The 16,372-nt window shown below is 67.5% G+C and carries 17 protein-coding genes and 1 tRNA gene; 7 read left to right on the top strand and 11 right to left on the bottom strand.

Going from position 1 to position 16,372, the window contains the following annotated elements; genetic code table 11:
- Window positions 1-13 precede the first annotated feature (13 nt).
- Entirely contained in the window at window positions 14-2,650 is a 2,637-nt protein-coding gene (gene topA / locus AC3IPP_RS09325; RefSeq protein WP_489148774.1) for a type I DNA topoisomerase, read from the bottom strand.
- A gap of 152 nt (window positions 2,651-2,802) precedes the next feature.
- On the opposite strand from topA, the gene AC3IPP_RS09320 reads away from it, so the two are divergent.
- On the top strand, window positions 2,803-2,988 hold the full coding sequence (locus tag AC3IPP_RS09320) for a hypothetical protein (RefSeq protein WP_087141163.1): 186 nt from the start codon (window positions 2,803-2,805) through the stop codon (window positions 2,986-2,988).
- Here the strand turns inward: AC3IPP_RS09320 and dprA are convergent.
- The 7 genes from dprA to AC3IPP_RS09285 all read right to left on the bottom strand — a co-directional run bounded on the left by dprA (window position 2,985) and on the right by AC3IPP_RS09285 (window position 8,798).
- Complete coding sequence (gene dprA, locus AC3IPP_RS09315) at window positions 2,985-4,073, bottom strand: DNA-processing protein DprA (protein WP_489148773.1); 1,089 nt, start codon at window positions 4,071-4,073, stop codon at window positions 2,985-2,987. The genes AC3IPP_RS09320 and dprA overlap by 4 nt on opposite strands.
- A complete protein-coding gene (gene plsY, locus AC3IPP_RS09310) occupies window positions 4,070-4,708 on the bottom strand; it encodes a glycerol-3-phosphate 1-O-acyltransferase PlsY (RefSeq protein ID WP_489148772.1) in 639 nt (212 codons plus the stop codon). The genes dprA and plsY overlap by 4 nt, the downstream gene beginning before the upstream one ends.
- 14 nt (window positions 4,709-4,722) lie before the next feature.
- The gene (pyrC, locus tag AC3IPP_RS09305) at window positions 4,723-6,021 is read right to left on the bottom strand and encodes a dihydroorotase (protein WP_489148771.1); all 1,299 of its coding nucleotides are present in this window, start codon (window positions 6,019-6,021) and stop codon (window positions 4,723-4,725) included.
- Window positions 6,018-7,001 (bottom strand): aspartate carbamoyltransferase catalytic subunit, encoded by a 984-nt coding sequence (locus AC3IPP_RS09300; RefSeq protein ID WP_489148770.1) that lies wholly within the window; start codon window positions 6,999-7,001, stop codon window positions 6,018-6,020. Before AC3IPP_RS09300 ends, pyrC begins: the two co-directional genes overlap by 4 nt.
- A 23-nt stretch (window positions 7,002-7,024) precedes the next feature.
- Entirely contained in the window at window positions 7,025-7,948 is a 924-nt protein-coding gene (locus AC3IPP_RS09295) for an AEC family transporter (protein ID WP_087141168.1), read from the bottom strand.
- 1 nt (window position 7,949) lies between these two features.
- Window positions 7,950-8,414 (bottom strand): Holliday junction resolvase RuvX, encoded by a 465-nt coding sequence (gene ruvX, locus AC3IPP_RS09290; protein ID WP_286949350.1) that lies wholly within the window; start codon window positions 8,412-8,414, stop codon window positions 7,950-7,952.
- A gap of 84 nt (window positions 8,415-8,498) precedes the next feature.
- Complete coding sequence (locus AC3IPP_RS09285; RefSeq protein ID WP_087141170.1) at window positions 8,499-8,798, bottom strand: DNA-binding protein; 300 nt, start codon at window positions 8,796-8,798, stop codon at window positions 8,499-8,501.
- Window positions 8,799-8,969: 171 nt separating this feature from the next.
- Between AC3IPP_RS09285 and gatC the strand changes: the two genes are divergently transcribed.
- From gatC to gatB, 3 genes are read left to right on the top strand one after another with little or no spacing between them, the layout of a single operon-like run.
- Window positions 8,970-9,257, top strand: coding sequence for an Asp-tRNA(Asn)/Glu-tRNA(Gln) amidotransferase subunit GatC (gene gatC / locus AC3IPP_RS09280; RefSeq protein ID WP_046653549.1), 288 nt, complete (start codon window positions 8,970-8,972; stop codon window positions 9,255-9,257).
- Window positions 9,258-9,260: 3 nt separating this feature from the next.
- Window positions 9,261-10,739: an Asp-tRNA(Asn)/Glu-tRNA(Gln) amidotransferase subunit GatA gene (gatA, locus tag AC3IPP_RS09275; RefSeq protein ID WP_489148769.1), complete on the top strand. Its 1,479-nt coding sequence runs from the start codon at window positions 9,261-9,263 to the stop codon at window positions 10,737-10,739.
- Between the two features lie 2 nt (window positions 10,740-10,741).
- On the top strand, window positions 10,742-12,235 hold the full coding sequence (gene gatB / locus AC3IPP_RS09270; protein ID WP_489148768.1) for an Asp-tRNA(Asn)/Glu-tRNA(Gln) amidotransferase subunit GatB: 1,494 nt from the start codon (window positions 10,742-10,744) through the stop codon (window positions 12,233-12,235).
- 208 nt (window positions 12,236-12,443) lie between these two features.
- Here the strand turns inward: gatB and AC3IPP_RS09265 are convergent, their stop codons facing one another.
- Both AC3IPP_RS09265 and AC3IPP_RS09260 read right to left on the bottom strand, forming a co-directional pair.
- Complete coding sequence (locus AC3IPP_RS09265) at window positions 12,444-13,418, bottom strand: RcnB family protein (RefSeq protein ID WP_489148767.1); 975 nt, start codon at window positions 13,416-13,418, stop codon at window positions 12,444-12,446.
- A 158-nt stretch (window positions 13,419-13,576) separates the two neighbouring features.
- Entirely contained in the window at window positions 13,577-14,149 is a 573-nt protein-coding gene (locus AC3IPP_RS09260) for an RcnB family protein (RefSeq protein ID WP_489148766.1), read from the bottom strand.
- A gap of 217 nt (window positions 14,150-14,366) precedes the next feature.
- Here AC3IPP_RS09260 and AC3IPP_RS09255 point away from each other — a divergent pair, with 217 nt between their 5' ends.
- The 3 genes from AC3IPP_RS09255 to AC3IPP_RS09245 all read left to right on the top strand — a co-directional run bounded on the left by AC3IPP_RS09255 (window position 14,367) and on the right by AC3IPP_RS09245 (window position 15,161).
- Window positions 14,367-14,663, top strand: coding sequence for a hypothetical protein (locus tag AC3IPP_RS09255; protein WP_087141175.1), 297 nt, complete (start codon window positions 14,367-14,369; stop codon window positions 14,661-14,663).
- A gap of 93 nt (window positions 14,664-14,756) precedes the next feature.
- Complete coding sequence (locus AC3IPP_RS09250; protein ID WP_087141176.1) at window positions 14,757-15,062, top strand: ETC complex I subunit; 306 nt, start codon at window positions 14,757-14,759, stop codon at window positions 15,060-15,062.
- A gap of 22 nt (window positions 15,063-15,084) precedes the next feature.
- Window positions 15,085-15,161 (top strand) — tRNA-Arg (locus AC3IPP_RS09245).
- Here the strand turns inward: AC3IPP_RS09245 and metC are convergent.
- Window positions 15,120-16,313 (bottom strand): cystathionine beta-lyase, encoded by a 1,194-nt coding sequence (gene metC / locus AC3IPP_RS09240; protein WP_489151054.1) that lies wholly within the window; start codon window positions 16,311-16,313, stop codon window positions 15,120-15,122. The genes AC3IPP_RS09245 and metC overlap by 42 nt on opposite strands.
- Between the last annotated feature and the right edge of the window lie 59 nt (window positions 16,314-16,372).

Raw genomic sequence — 16,372 nt, 5'->3', positions numbered from 1 at the left:
AGGGCGCTTTGTCTTATTCAGCGTCCGCAGCCTTGGCAGCCTTCTTGGCGGGGGCCTTCTTTGCGGCCGGTTTCTTGGCCGCAGGCTCCTTCTTCGCCGCAGGTTTTTTCGCCGGGGCTTTCTTGGCGGGGGCCTTCTTCTTCGGCGCGGCGCCGGCCTTGGCGGCCAGCAGAGGCAGGGCGGCCTCCATCGTCATGTCCTCGGGCGCCGTGCCCTTGGGCAGGGTGGCGTTGATCTTGCCCGATTTGACGTAGGGGCCGTAACGACCGGCCATGACCTGAACGGCCTCGCCCGTTTCCGGGTGGGCGCCCAGTTCCTTCAGCGGTGCGGCGGCCGAGGCGCGACCCGCACGACCTGCACGCTTTTCAGCAAGCAGGGCCACGGCGCGGTTCAGGCCGACGTCGAACACTTCCTCGATGTCCGCGACGTTGGCGTAGGTGCCCGCGTGCGCCACGAACGGGCCATAGCGGCCCAGGCTGGCGGTGATCATCTTGCCGTCTTCGGGGTGCGGACCCACGTCGCGCGGCAGGCTGAGCAGGCGCAGCGCCTTCTCCAGGTCGATCGAGGCCGGGGACCAGCCCTTGGGCAGGGACGAGCGCTTGGGCTTGTCCGCATCCGGCGGCGTGGTTTCGACATAGGGGCCGAAACGGCCGATCTTCAGGTGCACGGGCTGGCCGGTCGCCGGATCGACGCCCAGTTCGCGGTCGCCGCTCTCCGCGCCGCCGTCGGCCGCGTCAGGCGAGGCCACCGGACGGGTGTATTTGCACTCCGGATAGCGCGAGCAGCCGATGAAGGCGCCGAAGCGGCTGGTCTTCAGGCTCAGTTGCCCCTGATGGCACAGGGGGCATTCGCGCGGGTCCGAACCGTCGCCCTTGTCGGGGAAGATGTGCGGGCCCAGCGCCTCGTTCAGGTGGTCCAGAATGGCCGTGGTGCGCAGTTCGCCTGCGGCTTGGGTCGCAGCGTGGAAGTCCTGCCAGAAGCGGCGCAGCAGGGTCTTCCAGTCCAGATCGCCCGCCGACACTTCGTCCAGCTGGGTCTCCAGCGCGGCGGTGAAGTCGTACTCGACCCATTTGGCGAAGAACTGCTCCAGGAAGGCCGTGACCAGCCGTCCCTTGTCCTCGGGATAGAAGCGGTTCTTGTCCATGCGGACGTATTCGCGGTCGCGCAGGGTGGTCAGGATGGAGGCGTAGGTCGACGGACGGCCGATGCCCAGCTCTTCCAGCTTCTTGACCAGGGTGGCTTCCGAGAAGCGCGGCGGCGGCTCGGTGAAGTGCTGATCAGTGCGGATCGCCTCGACCTTGGCCTTGGCGCCTTCCTTCAGCGCAGGCAGGCGGCCGCCTTCGTCCTCGTCGTCTTCGGCGCCTTTCTGCTTTTCGTCGCGGCCTTCTTCATAGGCGGCGATGAAGCCGTCGAAGGCGACGACCTGACCCGTGGCGCGCAGGCCGGTCTGGCCGTCGGGCGTCTCGATCTCGACCGTGGTGCGGTCCAGACGCGCCGATTCCATCTGCGAGGCGATCATCCGCTTCCAGATCAGTTCGTACAGACGCTGCAGATCGCTATCGAGCCGCAGGGTGTCGGGGCTGCGCAGGATGTTGGTCGGACGGATGGCTTCGTGCGCTTCCTGGGCGTTCTTGGCCTTGGTCTTGTAATAGCGCGGCTCGGCCGGGACATAGGCCGGGCCGAAACGCTGGCCGATGGCCTCGCGCGCCTGGGCGATGCCCTCGGGCGTCACGAAGACGCCGTCGGTACGCATGTAGGTGATCAGGCCGCCGGTGTCGTCGACGCCTTCATACAGCTTCTGCGCCGCCTGCATGGTGCGCTGGGCGGTGAAGCCCAGCTTGCGCGCGGCTTCCTGCTGCAAGGTCGAGGTGGTGAAGGGCGGGGCGGGGGAGCGCTTGGTCGGCTTCTTCTCGACCGACTTGATGGTGAAGTCGCCGCTGCTGACGGCCTCGCGCGCGGCCGTCGCCATCGCTTCGGACACGATGTCCAGGCGTTGGACGCGCTTGCCTTCGTGCTTGACCAGACGGGCGGTGAAGGGCGGGCTGTCGGCGATCAGGTCGGCCTCGATCGACCAGTATTCCTGAGCCTTGAACCGCTCGATCTCCATCTCGCGGTCAACGACGATGCGCAGGGCGACCGACTGGACGCGACCCGCCGAGCGGGCGCCCGGCAGCTTGCGCCACAGCACCGGCGACAGGTTGAAGCCCACCAGATAGTCCAGCGCCCGGCGCGCCAGATAGGCGTCCACCAACTCCATATCCAACTGGCGCGGGTTGGCCATGGCCTCCAGCACGGCGGACTTGGTGATGGCGTTGAAGGTGACGCGCTGGACGTCCGTGTCCTTCAGCGCCTTCTTCTTGTTCAGGATCTCCAGAACGTGCCAGCTGATCGCCTCACCCTCGCGGTCGGGGTCGGTCGCCAGGATGACGCGGTCGGCGGCCTTGGCGGCCTCGGCGATCTCGGACAGGCGCTTGGAGGCCTTGGCGTCGACCTCCCAGTGCATGGCGAAGTCATCGTCGGGCAGCACCGAGCCGTCCTTGGACGGCAGGTCGCGGACGTGGCCGTAGGAAGCCAGAACCTTATAGTCCGAGCCCAGGTATTTATTGATGGTCTTGGCCTTGGCGGGGCTCTCGACGATAACGAGATTCATGGCGCTCTATCGGGGAAAACGGGGCGCGAACGTGGTTGCGGCGAGAGCGGAAGTCAATCGGCGCATTTTATAACAGCAACCTTTCCGGGTAACGTGAGTTTACAAACCTCCTTAAGTTGTGTTCCTCTCAGGCGTTCTCGGGAGGGTTGACGATGAACAAGACAGCGCAGCGGCGCCGCAAGGCGGCGAGCCCTGATCTGACGGACTATCCGGTTCGGGAGTATGTGGCCGCCATGGCCACGGAACTGGCCGGAATGGCCCGCTGGGACGGGGATGAGCGGTTGGCCGGACTTCTGGAAAGCGCGGCGGACATGGCGCGCCGCGCCGCGCCGGCCTAGGTCGAGGCCAGGCCGCCGGGCAGCAAGGTCGCCCGCCCTGCCAAGTGCAGCTCCAGCAGGGCGGCGGCTGTTTCCGCAATTGACAATCTGGCCGCGCGCGCCAGTTCGTCGCGGGCGATGGGCGTCGGCGACAGCAGGGCCTCGACGCGGTCCAGCACCTCATTGTCGATCTGATCCTGCGATCCCGCATCGAACGGCGAATCAGCGGGCGGTTCGCGCAGCGTCCTCAAGGAAGCGAAGGCCCGCTCGATGTCCTCGACGCCTTCGCACAGGATGGCGCCCTGACGCAGCAGCTCGTTCGGCCCCTTGGAGCGCGGGTCCAGCGGCGAGCCCGGTACGGCGAAGACGTCTCGGCCCTGTTCGCCCGCCAGCCGAGCGGTGATCAGGGAGCCGGAGCGAATCTCAGCCTCGACCACCACCACGCCGCGCGACAGGCCTGAGATGATGCGATTGCGGCGCGGGAAGTCGCGCGCCTGAGCCCGTGCCCCGACGGGGCTTTCCGAGACGATGCAGCCGCGCTCGACGATCTGGCGGTACAGGTCGGCGTTGTCGGACGGATAGACGTCATCCACGCCGCCGCCCAGAACCGCGACGGTGCCGGTCTCCAGCGCGCCCAGGTGCGCCGCCGCATCGACGCCGCGCGCCAGGCCCGAGACGACGACGTGGCCGCTTTCGCCCAACTGTTGCGCCAGACCGCGCGCGATCCGCTGACCGCCGGCCGAGGCGATGCGGGCGCCGACGATGGCCATGCAGGGCTGCTGCATCAGCGCCGGATCGCCCAGGGTCCACAGCAGGGGCGGGGGCGGATCGACGGCGGCCAAGGCTTCGGGATAGGCGGCCTCGCCCCACAGGACCAGCCGCGCGCCGATGCGGGAGCCCGCTTCCAATTCGGCCTCGACGGTCTCAGACGCGGGAATGGAATAACCGCTGCGTCCTCGACTGCGGATCAGGTCGGGCAGGGCGTCCAGAGCGCGTTCGGCCGAACCGAACCGCTGCAACAGCTGGGAAAAGGCCACAGGGCCGACGCGATCGGTCCGGGCGAGCCGGAGGCGGGCGAAACGCTCGGCCTCCGACAGCGGCGTCACGCCTTCTTCGCCCCGATCTTGGGCTCGGCGCCCTTCAGCAGGCGGCCGATGTTCTCATGGTGCCGGATGAAGATCAGCACGGCGGTGAAGACCGCCATGATGAAGATGGGCTGCGGCGCCGGCAGGCCCAGCGCGGGCAGGGGCAGCAGGGCGTAGAGAGGCGTCAGCGCCGCCGCCACCAGGGCGGACAGCGAGGAATAGCGCAGGGCGAAGGCCATGATCAGCCAGGTCGCCGCCGCCAGCAGACCTAGCGGCCAGCACGCGGCCAGGATCAGGCCGAAGAAGGTCGCCACCCCCTTGCCGCCCTTGAAGCCCAGCCAGACGGGGAACAGATGGCCCAGGAAGGCTGCGCCGCCGGCGATGGCGCCCGCGACATCGGTCCCCAGCAGATGCCGCGCGATCAGCAGGGCGACCGCGCCCTTGCCTGCATCCAGGATCAGGGTGGCGATGGCCAGATCCTTGCGCCCGGTGCGCAGGACGTTGGTCGCGCCGATATTGCCCGAGCCGATGTTGCGCACGTCGCCCGCGCCCGCCGCGCGGGTCAGCACCACGCCGAACGGAATGGAGCCCAGCAGGTATCCGCCGACAGCCACAAGCCCGAGCGTAAGGAGCGCCGGCCCCGCTAGATCCTGCAAATGATTCGCTCCCCTTAACGTGCGTCGTGGACGATGCGGCCCGAGACGACGGTGAGCAAGACCTTCCCTTGCAGTCGGCGCCCGTCAAAGGGCGAATTCTTCGACTTGGAGCGCAAGGTCGAGGCGTCGATCACCACCGGCGCCCCGGCGTCGAACAGCACCAGATCGGCGGGCGACCCTTGCGACAGCTCTCCGGCCTCCAGCCCCAGCAGGGCCGCCGGGCCTTGAGTCAGCGGCCGCAGCACGTCCAGCAGGTCGACGCCGTATTCGTGGTGCAGCGTCAGGACGGCGGGCAGCAGGGTCTCCAGACCCACGGCGCCCGGCTCGGCCTCTGCGAACGGGCGACGCTTGTTCTCGGCCGGTTCGGGACAGTGGGCCGAGGTGATGACGTCGATCAGGCCGTCGCGCACCGCCTCGACCAGGGCCTGCCGGTCGCTTTCGGCGCGCAGCGGCGGGTCTAGCCGATAGAAGGTCCGGTAGTCGCCGATGTCGATCTCGTTGAAGCACAGGTGGTTGATCGAGGCCGAAGCCGCGACCTCCAGCCCCCGCGCACGGGCGCGCGCCAGCGTCTCCAGCGCGCCCTCGGTCGAGATCTGGTCGATCAGGAAGCGTGCGCCGGTCTGCTCGACCAGGGCCAGGTCGCGCTCCAGCTGGATGCGCTCGGCGATGGCGGGCGCGCCCGACAGGCCCAGTCGCGTCGCCAGTTCGCCTGAGGTCGCGACGGCGCCCTCCGACAGCCACGGCTCGGTCGGGCGGCAGGCGATCAGGGCGTTGAACGAGGCGGCGTAAGACATCACCCGTTGCAGGGTGCGGGTGTTGCGGATCACTCGGTCGCCGTCGGTGAAATAGAGGGCGCCTGCCTCGTGCATCAGGCCGATCTCGGCCATGCGCTCGCCGTCGCGGCCTTGCGTCGCCGCGCCCGCCGCGCGGACGTGGACCAGATCGAGCGCCGCGCCGCGTCGCTGGATGTGGTCGATCAGGGCGGGGTCGTCGATGGCTGGGTCGGTGTCCGGCTGGACGACGATTGTGGTGACGCCGCCCGCCGCCGCCGACAGGCTGGCCGACTTCAGCGTCTCTTTGGGTTCATTGCCGGGCTCGCCGGTCTTGACCCGAATGTCGATCAGGCCGGGCGCCAGGCAGCGGCCCTCGGCGTCGATGATCTGCACGCCCTCGGGGCGTTGCGTCGCCTGTCCGTGGATAACCTCGACGATGCGGCCGTTCTCGATCAGGACCGCGCCGGGGCCGTCATAGTCGCTGGCCGGGTCCAGCAGCCGGGCGTTTATGATGGCGATGGGCTGTTGAGCGGCGGTCATGCGGCGCCTCCCGCGCGGCGGTGGGCGAGGGCGGCCAGAACGGCCATGCGGGCGGCGACGCCCATCTCGACCTGATCCTGGATCAGGGAGACGCTCAGATCGTCGGCCACGTCGGAATCGATCTCGACGCCGCGGTTCATCGGGCCGGGGTGCATGACCTTGGCGTTCGGCGCGGCCCAGGCCAGCTTTTCGCGGTCCAGGCCCCAGAAGCGGAAATACTCGCGCGTCGAGGGGATCAGGGCGCCCGCCATCCGCTCCAGCTGAAGGCGCAGCATCATCACGACGTCAACGTCCTTCAGGCCGTCCTTCATGTCGTGGAAGACCTCACAGCCCCAGCGGTCGGCGTCGCCCGGCACCAGCGTCGGCGGCCCGATCAACCGAACCCGCGCGCCCATCATCTGCAGCAGGGCGACGTTCGAGCGCGCCACGCGGCTGTGAGCGATGTCGCCGCAGATAGCGATGCTCAGCCCGCCGACGTCGCCGAAGGCGCGGCGAATGGACAGCAGGTCCAGCAGGGCTTGCGTCGGGTGTTCATGGCGTCCGTCGCCCGCGTTGACGACGGCGCAGCCGACCTTCTGCGACAGCAGGTCCACCGCGCCCGAAGATGCATGGCGCACCACCAGAATCTCCGGCTTCATGGCGTTCAGCGTCACGGCGGTGTCGATCAGCGTCTCGCCCTTCTTCACCGAGGAAGAGGCGACCGGCATGGTCACGACGTCGGCGCCCAGACGCTTGGCCGCAATCTCGAAGGAGGAACTGGTTCGCGTCGAGTTCTCGAAGAACAGGTTCACGACCGTCTGGCCGCGCATCAGGTCCACGCCCTTGGCCGATTGCCGGTTGAAGTCGACGAAGGCGTCAGCCAGGTCCAGCAAGGCCAAGGCGGCCGGCGGATGGAGGTCTCCGGCGGCGAGGAAGTGGTCGCGGGGGAACGGCGTCAGCCGTTCCTTGATGAGGTCGGAGACGGGCGCTGCATGGGTCATTGAGACGTGGCTATAGGCGGGACTCAGGCCAGATGGAATAGCAGCAGGGCCGCAGGGATGCCGATGACCGAGAATACCGTCGTCGCCGCGATGATCCCGGCCATCAGCGGGGCGTCTCCGCCCATCTGGCGCGCCAGCACATAGGCCGAGGCGGCGCCGGGCGCGGCGCCGCACAACAGGGCGATTCCCTGCGCCATCTCATCGCCGCCATACAGGCGCGCCAGTTGCCACATGGCCAGCGGCGTCACGATCATCTTGACCACGACCACGGCGCCCACCGTCACCCGCGTGCGAGCCAGTTCACGGAAGCTGAGGCCCGCGCCCGCCACGATCAGGCCCAGAGGCAGGGCGGCCGATCCCAGCAGTTGCAGCGTCTCGGCCACGCCGGGCGGCTGCGGCGCGCCCGAGAAGTTCAGCGCCAGTCCCAGCAGACAGGCCAGCAGGATGGGGTTGGACATCATCGCCCGGAACAGGGCCTTGGGCGAGGCGCCGTGCTGGCCCGCGCCCCATTTGGCCAGGACGACGACGCTCAGGATGTTGCTGACCGGGATCATGGCGGCGATGACCACGGCGGCCAGGCCGACGCCTGCGGGGCCGAACGTCGCCTGCACGACGGGCAGGAAGACGAAGCTGTTCCAGCGGATCATGCCCTGAAAGACGCTGGTATAGGCCGGGCCGCTGAGGGGCAGCAGAGGCTTTGAAAGCAGGGTCAGGGCCGAGATGATGATGGACACCGTGACGGCGGCGGCGCCCGCCGCGCCCGCGGCCGATCCTGACAGGTCCGCGTTCCAGATCGCCGGGATCAGGAAGCCGGGATAAAGGACATTGATGGCCAGCTTCTCGATCGGCCGCCAGGCGGCGTCGGGCAGATAGTCCGACTTCTTCAGCCCATAGCCGAGCGCCAGCAGCAGGAAGACCGGCAGGACGCCTGCAATGATGGCGGCCATCTCAGCCGCGCAGCCGGTCCAGCGCGCCTTGCAGGATCCAGGCGGCGGCGGTGCGGTCCACCACGTCGGCGCGGCGCTTGCGGGTCAAGTCCAACTCGTCGATCAGGAACCGCTCGACGGCGGTGGTCGACAGGCGCTCGTCCTGAAAAGCGACGTTGACGGGCCGGAACCGCTCCAGATTACGGGCGAAGGCGCGGCACGACTGGGCGCGCGGCCCCTCGGTCCCGTCCATGTTCAGCGGTAGGCCGATAACCAGCGCCGAGACCTTGCGGCCGTCCATGATCCTGAACAGTTGTTCGGCGTCCTGGCTGAACTTGGTCTTGCGGATCAGCTCCAGCGGGCTGGCGATGATGCGCCCGGTGTCAGACACGCTGACGCCGATGGTGTTCTCGCCCAGATCCAGACCCAGCCACGGGGTGTTGGGCGGACAGGCGGCGGGCAGTTCGGAAAGGTCAAAGACAGGCACGAGGGCGCGTTAGGCCCAGATGGGGCGCGTGTCAAAGCGTGGGGCCCTTTCCCTCCGCCGGGATGAGGGGTGAGGGGGAGTGACTCACACGTCGTCGTCCCCGACCGGCCCGCCTTCGTTCTCCAGGTTGCGGATCGAGCGCACTTCCTTGCGGGTGAACTTCAGCCGCACGCCCAGGCCGCCGTCTTCTTCGTGCAGGAAGACGGCGCCGCCTTCCTCCAGCGCGGCCTGAAGGCGGCTGCGGGCCTCGTCGCCGGGATCGACGTTCTCGCGCTCGAAGTCGGCCAGGGCGTCCACCGTCAGGCCGGACAGACGGGCCACATGGTCGCGCGGCCATTGCACCAGGGCGCGGGCGGCGCGGACTTGGGGGCCGGTGATCTTCATGGTCGCATCTCCTGTGATCTGCGCTTCATACTTAGGCGTCGCCACGGCCTTCGATAGGGGGCGTTTGGCCGCAACGGTCAAGCTGTCTTCGCGCCTGCACCCAAATCCTTGTCGAAGCGGCGGCGAAACGCTAATCCCGACCCCTTAGACTCTCATGCTTTGGAGGGCCGCATGGCCATCGACGCCGCGACGGTGCGCAAGGTTGCGCATCTCGCCCGCATCAAGACCCCCGAGGACCGCCTGGAGCCGCTGGCCCAGGAGCTGAACGGCATCCTGAAGTGGATCGAACAGCTGGACGAGGTGGACGTGCAGGGCGTCGAGCCGATGACCTCCAACGTGTCCCAACCGCTGCGCCTGCGCGACGACGTGGTCACGGACGGCGACAAGGTCGCCGACGTCCTGTCCAACGCGCCCAAGTCCGCCGACGGCTTCTTCGTCGTGCCCAAGGTCGTGGAGTAAGTCATGACCGATCTGACCAAGCTGACGCTGGCCGACGCCGTCGACGGCCTGAAGGCCAAGACCTTCTCGTCCGAAGAGCTGACCAAGGCCTTCCTGTCGAACATCGAGGCCTCGAACCCGACGCTGAACGCCTATGTCGAGGTGACGGCGGACAAGGCGCTGGAACAGGCGCGCGCCTCCGACGCCCGTCTGGCCAAGGGCGAGGGCGGGGCGCTGGAAGGCGCGCCGCTGGGCATCAAGGATCTGTTCTGCACCCAGGGCGTGCAGACGACCGCCGGCTCCAACATGCTGCGCGGCTTTGTTCCGCCGTATGAATCGACCGTCACCGCCAATCTGTGGCGCGACGGGGCGGTGATGCTGGGCAAGCTGAACATGGACGAGTTCGCCATGGGCTCGTCCAACGAGACCTCGGCCTTCGGTCCGGTGAAGAACCCGTGGAAGTCCAAGGGCTCGAACGCCGACCTGACGCCGGGCGGCTCTTCCGGCGGTTCGGCCTCGGCCGTGGCGGCGGACCTGTGCCTGGCCGCAACGGCGTCCGACACCGGCGGCTCGATCCGCCAGCCCGCCGCCTTCACCGGCACCGTGGGCATCAAGCCGACCTACGGCCGCGCCAGCCGCTACGGCATGGTGGCCTTCGCCAGCTCCCTGGATCAGGCCGGGCCGATCGCCAAGACGGTCAAGGATTCGGCCCTGCTGCTGAACTCCATGTGCTCGTTCGACGCCAAGGACTCGACCAGCCTGGACGTCCCGACCCCGGACTGGACCCAGTCCGTCGGCCAGTCGGTCAAGGGCCTGCGCATCGGCGTGCCCAAGGAATACGTCCTCGACGGCATGCCCGCCGAGATCCAGCAACTGTGGGAGCAGGGCGTCGAGTGGCTGAAGGCCGCCGGCTGCGAGATCGTCGAGATCAGCCTGCCGCACACCAAATACGCCCTGCCGACCTACTACATCGTGGCCCCGGCCGAGGCGTCGTCGAACCTGGCGCGCTATGACGGGATGCGCTTCGGCCACCGCGCTGAAGAGTTCACGTCGCTGGACGACCTCTATGCGACCTCGCGCGCCGAGGGCTTCGGCAAGGAGGTCCAGCGCCGCCTGACCATCGGCGCCTATGTGCTGTCGGCGGGCTTCTATGACGCCTACTACGTCAAGGCGCTGAAGGTGCGTCGCCGCATCGCTCAGGACTTCGACAATGTCTGGGGCCAGGTGGACGCCATCCTGACGCCGTCCACCCCGTCGGCCGCCTTCGCCATCGGCGACAAGCAGATCGACCCCCTGACCATGTATCTGAACGACGTCTTCACGGTGACGACCAACCTGGCCGGCCTGCCGGGCATCTCGGTCCCCGCCGGCCTCAGCGCCGACGGACTGCCGCTGGGCCTTCAGGTCATCGGCAAGGCCCTGGACGAAGCGACCGTCTTCCAGGTCGCGGGCGCCCTCGAAGACGCGGCGGGCTTCGTCGCCAAGCCGGACCGTTGGTGGTGAGCATGACTGAAAACTCCAAACTGATCCAAGGCCGCACCGGCGCTTGGGAAATCGTCATGGGTCTGGAGATCCACGCCCAGGTCGCCTCGAAGGCCAAGCTGTTCTCGGGCGCGGCGGTCGGCTTCGGCGCGGGGCCGAACGAGCAGGTGTCGCTAATCGACGCGGGCTTCCCCGGCATGTTGCCGACCCTGAACAAATACTGCGTCGAGCAGGCGGTGAAGTCGGGTCTGGGCCTCAACGCCCAGATCAATCTGAATAGCCAGTTCGACCGCAAGAACTACTTCTATCCCGACCTGCCGACCGGCTATCAGATCAGCCAGCTGTATCACCCCATCGTGGGCGAGGGCGTGGTCGAGGTGGAGGCCGAGGACGGCAGCTTCTTCAACGTCGGCATCGAGCGCCTGCACCTGGAGCAGGACGCGGGCAAGCTGATCCACGACCTGTCGCCGACCGAATCCTACGTCGACCTGAACCGCGCGGGCACGGCGCTGATGGAGATCGTCTCGCGCCCCGACATCCGCACGCCGGAAGAGGCGGTCGCCTACGTCAAGAAGATCCGGACCATCCTGATCTACCTCGGCACCTGCGACGGCGACATGGAGAAGGGCAACCTGCGCGCCGACGTGAACGTGTCGGTCTGCCGCGCCGGGAACTACGACAAGTTCAAGGAAACGGGCGACTTCAACTTCCTGGGGACGCGCTGCGAGATCAAGAACGTCAACAGCTTCCGCTTCATTTCTCAAGCGATCCAGTATGAGGCGCGCCGCCAGATCGAGATCCTCGAAGACGGCGGTTCGATCACGCAGGAGACGCGCCTGTACGACCCGACGGCGGGCGAGACGCGCTCCATGCGCTCCAAGGAAGAGGCGCAGGACTATCGCTACTTCCCCGATCCCGACCTGCTGCCGCTGGAGCTGGAACAGGCCTGGATCGACGCCATCAAGGCCGAGCTGCCGGAACTGCCTGACGACAAGCGCCGCCGTTTCATGAGCGAATACGGCCTGTCGCAATACGACGCGGGCGTGCTGATCTCGGAACAGGCCAAGGCTCTGTATTTCGAGGTCGCCGCGAAAGGCCGCGACGCCAAGCTGGTGTCCAACTGGGTGACGAACGAGGTCTCGGCCCGTCTGGCCGCCGACGGCAAGGACTTCAGCGACAACCCGCTGCCCGCCGCCCATGTGGCCCAACTGGTCGAGCTGATCGAGACGAACGTCATCTCGTCCAAGATCGCCAAGGAAGTCTTCGACTACGTCTGGAACGGCGAAGGCTCGCCTGCCGAAGTGGTCGAGAAGCACGGCCTGAAGCAGGTCACGGACACCGGCGCCATCGAGAAGGCGGTGGACGAGATCATCGCCGCCAACCCCGACAAGGCCGCCGCCGTCGCCGAGAAGCCCCAGGCCATCGGCTGGTTCGTCGGTCAGGTCATGAAGGCGACTGGCGGCAAGGCCAACCCGGCCGCGGTCAATGATATCTTGAAGGCCAAGCTGGGGCTTTGATGCTTGGGGGCTGCGGCCCCCAAACCCCCGGCTGGTCGCTAACGCTCGCGACGCGGTCGCTCGCTGCTTGAGCGACAGGATGCGCGTGAATGGCGGGGTTGCGTCGGGTCGAGACCCAAAGGGCGGCGCGAAGCAGCCAAGGCAGAGCCTTCTGACCGCAGCCCACTAAAAAGCCCCGGAGAGCGATCTCCGGGGCTTTCTTGTTGTGTCACCAGCGCCAGGCGTCGCGGACCATTTCGATGATGTAGCCGTCGTAGTCGTCGATCAGATAGATCGCATTGTCGACGTAGACCCATCGCGTGCCTGGAGGCGGATAGCCCAGGCCGTAGGTGCGCCAGTCGTTCACCTGATAGCGCCAGAAGACGTCCGGCAGATATTGGCCGACAGAGTACTGCCGGTTCCAATAGGTGCGCGGCACGCTGTAGTAGCCGTAGCCTGGCGCGAAATAGAAACCGATCCGCGTCCCGCTCCAACTGCGGAAGCGCGTGTCATAGCGCCACCAGTCGCTGCGGTGGCGTCGATCCCAGTCGCGTCGCCACTGGTCGCGGTTCCAGCGGTTGTGAAACTCGCGATAGTCGCGATCCCGGTTCCACTGGCCTGGACGATCCGGTCGGTTCGGACGGTGGGCGTCCGGGCGGCCGGGCCTGTTCCAGTCAGGGCGATCGGGACGGTCCGGGCGATGTGAATCCGGTCGGTTCGGCCGGTTCCAGTCGGGTCGATCCGGGCGTTGAGGGCGATCTGGACGATGATTGTCCGGTCGATTCCAGTCGGGGCGGTCGGGACGATGCCCGTCGGGCCGATCAGGGCGATTGGGCCTGTCAGGCCGCGATTGATCGGGTCTCTGAGGCCGGTCCGGCCGATCCGGGCGCTGTGGCCGGTCCGGTCGGTTGGGACGATCGGGGCGGTTCCAGTCCGGTCTCTGCTCTGGCCTCTGCTCTGGCCGTTGTTCTGGCCTGCGCTCCGGTCGCTGAGGGCGCTGCCCATCGGGCCGGCGTTCCGGGCGCGTGCCTTCCTGGCGCGGGCGGTCGGCGTCGCGATGCTGGCGTTGCGGTTGGCCACGTTCGGACCGGCGAGGACCGTCCTCGCGCATCTGCGGCCGATCCTGGGCCAGAACGGTCATGGGGGCCGCGGCGGGCACGAGGAAGGTGGCGGCCGCCGCGAACATGAGAAGAGAACGTTTCATGGTCGAAGTCCTCGCACGTCCGAACTTGGACGGCTTGCGGACAGAATGGACGCTGGGCCATGAACTGCTGCTGAACGTCGATCGCAGAGCATTGTCATGAAAAAAGCCCCGCAAGACAGAGCCTTGCGGGGCGAAGCGAAACCTTGGTCCAGCGTCTCTTAATAGACGTCGCTCAACACACTGGCGATCAGGCCCGTGGCGACGGCGATCAGCAGGATGTCGTTGCCGGCGTGGACGTAACGGTAGCCGCGCGGCGCCGGCCTCAGATTATAAAAGTAGGGGTCGTTGACGTAATAGGAGCGATAGGCAGGCGGCAGATAAGCGCCCGTGCGCCAGCGATAGCCGTAGTAGCGCGGCTCGACCCGATAATAGCCATGACCCGGCGCGTACCAGTAGCCGTTGCGGGCGCCGCGATAGTCGCGGAACTCGGACCGGCCGCGCCACCAGTTGTGGTCGTTGCGGCTCCAGCGATCGTATCGGCGATGGTCCTGTCGCCATTCGCGGCGATCATCATGGCGGTCTTGACGCCAGTCACGGCGGTCATCGCGTCGATCCTGGCGCCATTCACGACGGTCGTCGCGTCGATCTTGACGCCACTCACGGTGGTCGTTTCGACGGTCCTGGCGCCACTCGCGGCGGTCTCCGCGGTGATCCTGCGCCTGGGCCATCATGGGGGCGGCCGTGGTCGCCAGGGCGAGGGCGACGACGGCGGCCTTGGTCAGGCGGTTCATTTGGCAACTCCATTCAAGAAGCGAAATCCCTGTCTGGCGTCGACATTCAGGCCGGCCGAATGAACCGCCGCTGAACCAGCCTTTCAGCTTGCGCTCGTATGCGGGCAAGGGCCGTGTCGCAGGGGGGCTGAGCGCGTTAACGCTAATTTTAAACCGACGATATTTGAATGGATGTCCGATAGCGGGGTCAGAACGACGCCGCGAGGGAGGATTGCTGATGAATCCGCTGAACCAAGCGCCCCTGGCGCACGAGACCCTGCCGTTGCCGACGCCCGACATGGACGGCGACGCCCTGTTCCGTCTGGGCCTGGCCTATTCGGCGGGATTGGACGGGTGTCCCATCGATCGGGTGTCGGCCCATATGATCTTCAACCTGGCCTCCATGAAGGGCTCGATCGAGGCGCGGGAATACCGCCGCGACATCAGCCAGGAGATGGAGCACGACGAGATCGCCGAGGCCCAGCGTGCTGCGCGCCGCTGGATCGACGCCGGTTCTTCTACGCTCGCCGCCTAACCTTTGGCGGCCTGATGCAGCTTGCGGCGTCTGGACCGGGCGGCGGCGGCGGGGTATGCACCCCGCGAGTTCCCCGTCCGAAGGATTCCGTCCATGCTCGCTCGCATCTATCGCCCGGCCAAGACCGCGATGCAGTCCGGCAAGGCCAAGGCGCGCGACTGGCGCCTGGAGTTCGAGCCGGCTTCGGCCCGCACCATCGACCCGCTGATGGGCTGGACCAGCTCGACCGACATGAACGGTCAGGTCCGCCTGTCCTTCGACACCAAGGAAGAGGCGGTCGATTACGCCGAACGCCACGGCATCGCCTTCCGCCTGCATGAGCCGAACGAGGCGCCGGTCATCATCAAGGCCTACGCCGACAACTTCGCCACCAACCGCAAGCAGTCCTGGACCCACTAAGGTCGGACGGCTGCACCCCAAGGCGCCCATAGCTCAACCGGATAGAGCACCCGCCTTCTAAGCGGACGGTTGCAGGTTCGAGTCCTGCTGGGCGCGCCATGCCTCCAATCCCTTTTCCAGATCAGCCGTAAGGTCGGCGGGATCTTCGAGCCCGATATGCAGGCGCAGCAGTTGGCCGGGCAGGCCGGGCGTATGCTGACGATAGGCCAGTTGCGGTGTTTCGTGGGTGATCAGGCTCTCGAAGCCGCCCCAGGAATAGCCCATGCCGAACAGGCTGAGCGCGCGCATGAAGGCGTGGGCCGCCGCTGTGTCGCCGCCCTTCATGACCACGCCCATCAGAGAGGCCGCGCCGCCGAAGTCGCGTCGCCACAGCTCATGACCGACCGAGCCGGACAGGGGCGGATAGAGGACGTCGGCGACCTCTGGCTGGGCTTTCAGCCATTGGGCGATCGCCAGGGCTGAACGGGCCTGGGCCTCATAGCGCAGGGGCAGGGTCCGGATGCCGCGCAGCGCCAGCCAGGCGTCGTCGGGCGAGACGTGCCAGCCCATATCTTCGATGGCGTCTGCGATGGCGCGGAGGATGTGCGGCGCGCCGGCGGCGATCCCGCCCATCAGCAGGTCGGAATGGCCGCCGACATATTTGGTCAGGGCCTGGACGCTGATATCGACGCCGTGCGCCAGCGGACGGAAGGCCAGCCCCGCCGCCCAGGTGTTGTCCATGACGGTCAGGACGCCGCGCTCGCGGCAGGCGGCGGCTAGGGCAGGGGCGTCCGCCATGTCGAAGGTTAGGGAAGCGGGCGCTTCGATCAGCAGAAGCCGGGTGCGTGGGTTGAGGGCCGCCAGAATGGTCTCGGTCGAGGCGTCGGCGGGGTGGAAGCGGGCGGTGATCCCGCGCGCAGCGAGGTGGCGCGTCAGGAAGCGGCGCGTGGGGCCATAGACGGCGTCGGTGGTCAGCACCTCGTCGCCGGGACGCAGCAGGGCGATCAGGGGGACGGTCACGGCCGCCAGGCCGGAGGGAACCAGGAAGGCGTCGGCACCGCCCTCCATCTGGGCCAGCAGGGCGCGCAGCTCGCGTGCGGCGCTCGTGCCGTCGAGACCGTAGACGGGACCGTCCGCGCCGTCCTGCATCCGGGCCGGGTCGTCGCTGAGCATGGTCGAGGCGCGTTCCACCGGAGGATTGACCGGGCGGCGGCCTTGACCGCGCCGTGTGGCGCTGGCGATCAGCCGGGTTCGGTCGGAAATGGGCGGCATGGAGACTCCAGCGGGTTGCGGTTCGGGGCCTAGAGGGCTCTAAACTGTTGCGGGGCGCA

The sequence above is a fragment of the Brevundimonas sp. KH_060 genome, assembly GCF_057838275.1.
This window is presented reverse-complemented; position numbering and strand designations above follow the sequence as displayed.

What these genes read in the sequence shown, in the direction of transcription:
- topA (WP_489148774.1), bottom strand. Translation starts at nt 2,650, where the DNA reads ATGAATCTCGTTATCGTCGAGAGCCCCGCCAAGGCCAAGACCATCAAT.
- AC3IPP_RS09320 (WP_087141163.1), top strand. Translation starts at nt 2,803, where the DNA reads ATGAACAAGACAGCGCAGCGGCGCCGCAAGGCGGCGAGCCCTGATCTG.
- pyrC (WP_489148771.1), bottom strand. Translation starts at nt 6,021, where the DNA reads ATGACCGCCGCTCAACAGCCCATCGCCATCATAAACGCCCGGCTGCTG.
- AC3IPP_RS09300 (WP_489148770.1), bottom strand. Translation starts at nt 7,001, where the DNA reads ATGACCCATGCAGCGCCCGTCTCCGACCTCATCAAGGAACGGCTGACG.
- AC3IPP_RS09295 (WP_087141168.1), bottom strand. Translation starts at nt 7,948, where the DNA reads ATGGCCGCCATCATTGCAGGCGTCCTGCCGGTCTTCCTGCTGCTGGCG.
- AC3IPP_RS09285 (WP_087141170.1), bottom strand. Translation starts at nt 8,798, where the DNA reads ATGAAGATCACCGGCCCCCAAGTCCGCGCCGCCCGCGCCCTGGTGCAA.
- gatC (WP_046653549.1), top strand. Translation starts at nt 8,970, where the DNA reads ATGGCCATCGACGCCGCGACGGTGCGCAAGGTTGCGCATCTCGCCCGC.
- gatA (WP_489148769.1), top strand. Translation starts at nt 9,261, where the DNA reads ATGACCGATCTGACCAAGCTGACGCTGGCCGACGCCGTCGACGGCCTG.
- gatB (WP_489148768.1), top strand. Translation starts at nt 10,742, where the DNA reads ATGACTGAAAACTCCAAACTGATCCAAGGCCGCACCGGCGCTTGGGAA.
- AC3IPP_RS09265 (WP_489148767.1), bottom strand. Translation starts at nt 13,418, where the DNA reads ATGAAACGTTCTCTTCTCATGTTCGCGGCGGCCGCCACCTTCCTCGTG.
- AC3IPP_RS09260 (WP_489148766.1), bottom strand. Translation starts at nt 14,149, where the DNA reads ATGAACCGCCTGACCAAGGCCGCCGTCGTCGCCCTCGCCCTGGCGACC.
- AC3IPP_RS09255 (WP_087141175.1), top strand. Translation starts at nt 14,367, where the DNA reads ATGAATCCGCTGAACCAAGCGCCCCTGGCGCACGAGACCCTGCCGTTG.
- AC3IPP_RS09250 (WP_087141176.1), top strand. Translation starts at nt 14,757, where the DNA reads ATGCTCGCTCGCATCTATCGCCCGGCCAAGACCGCGATGCAGTCCGGC.
- metC (WP_489151054.1), bottom strand. Translation starts at nt 16,313, where the DNA reads ATGCCGCCCATTTCCGACCGAACCCGGCTGATCGCCAGCGCCACACGG.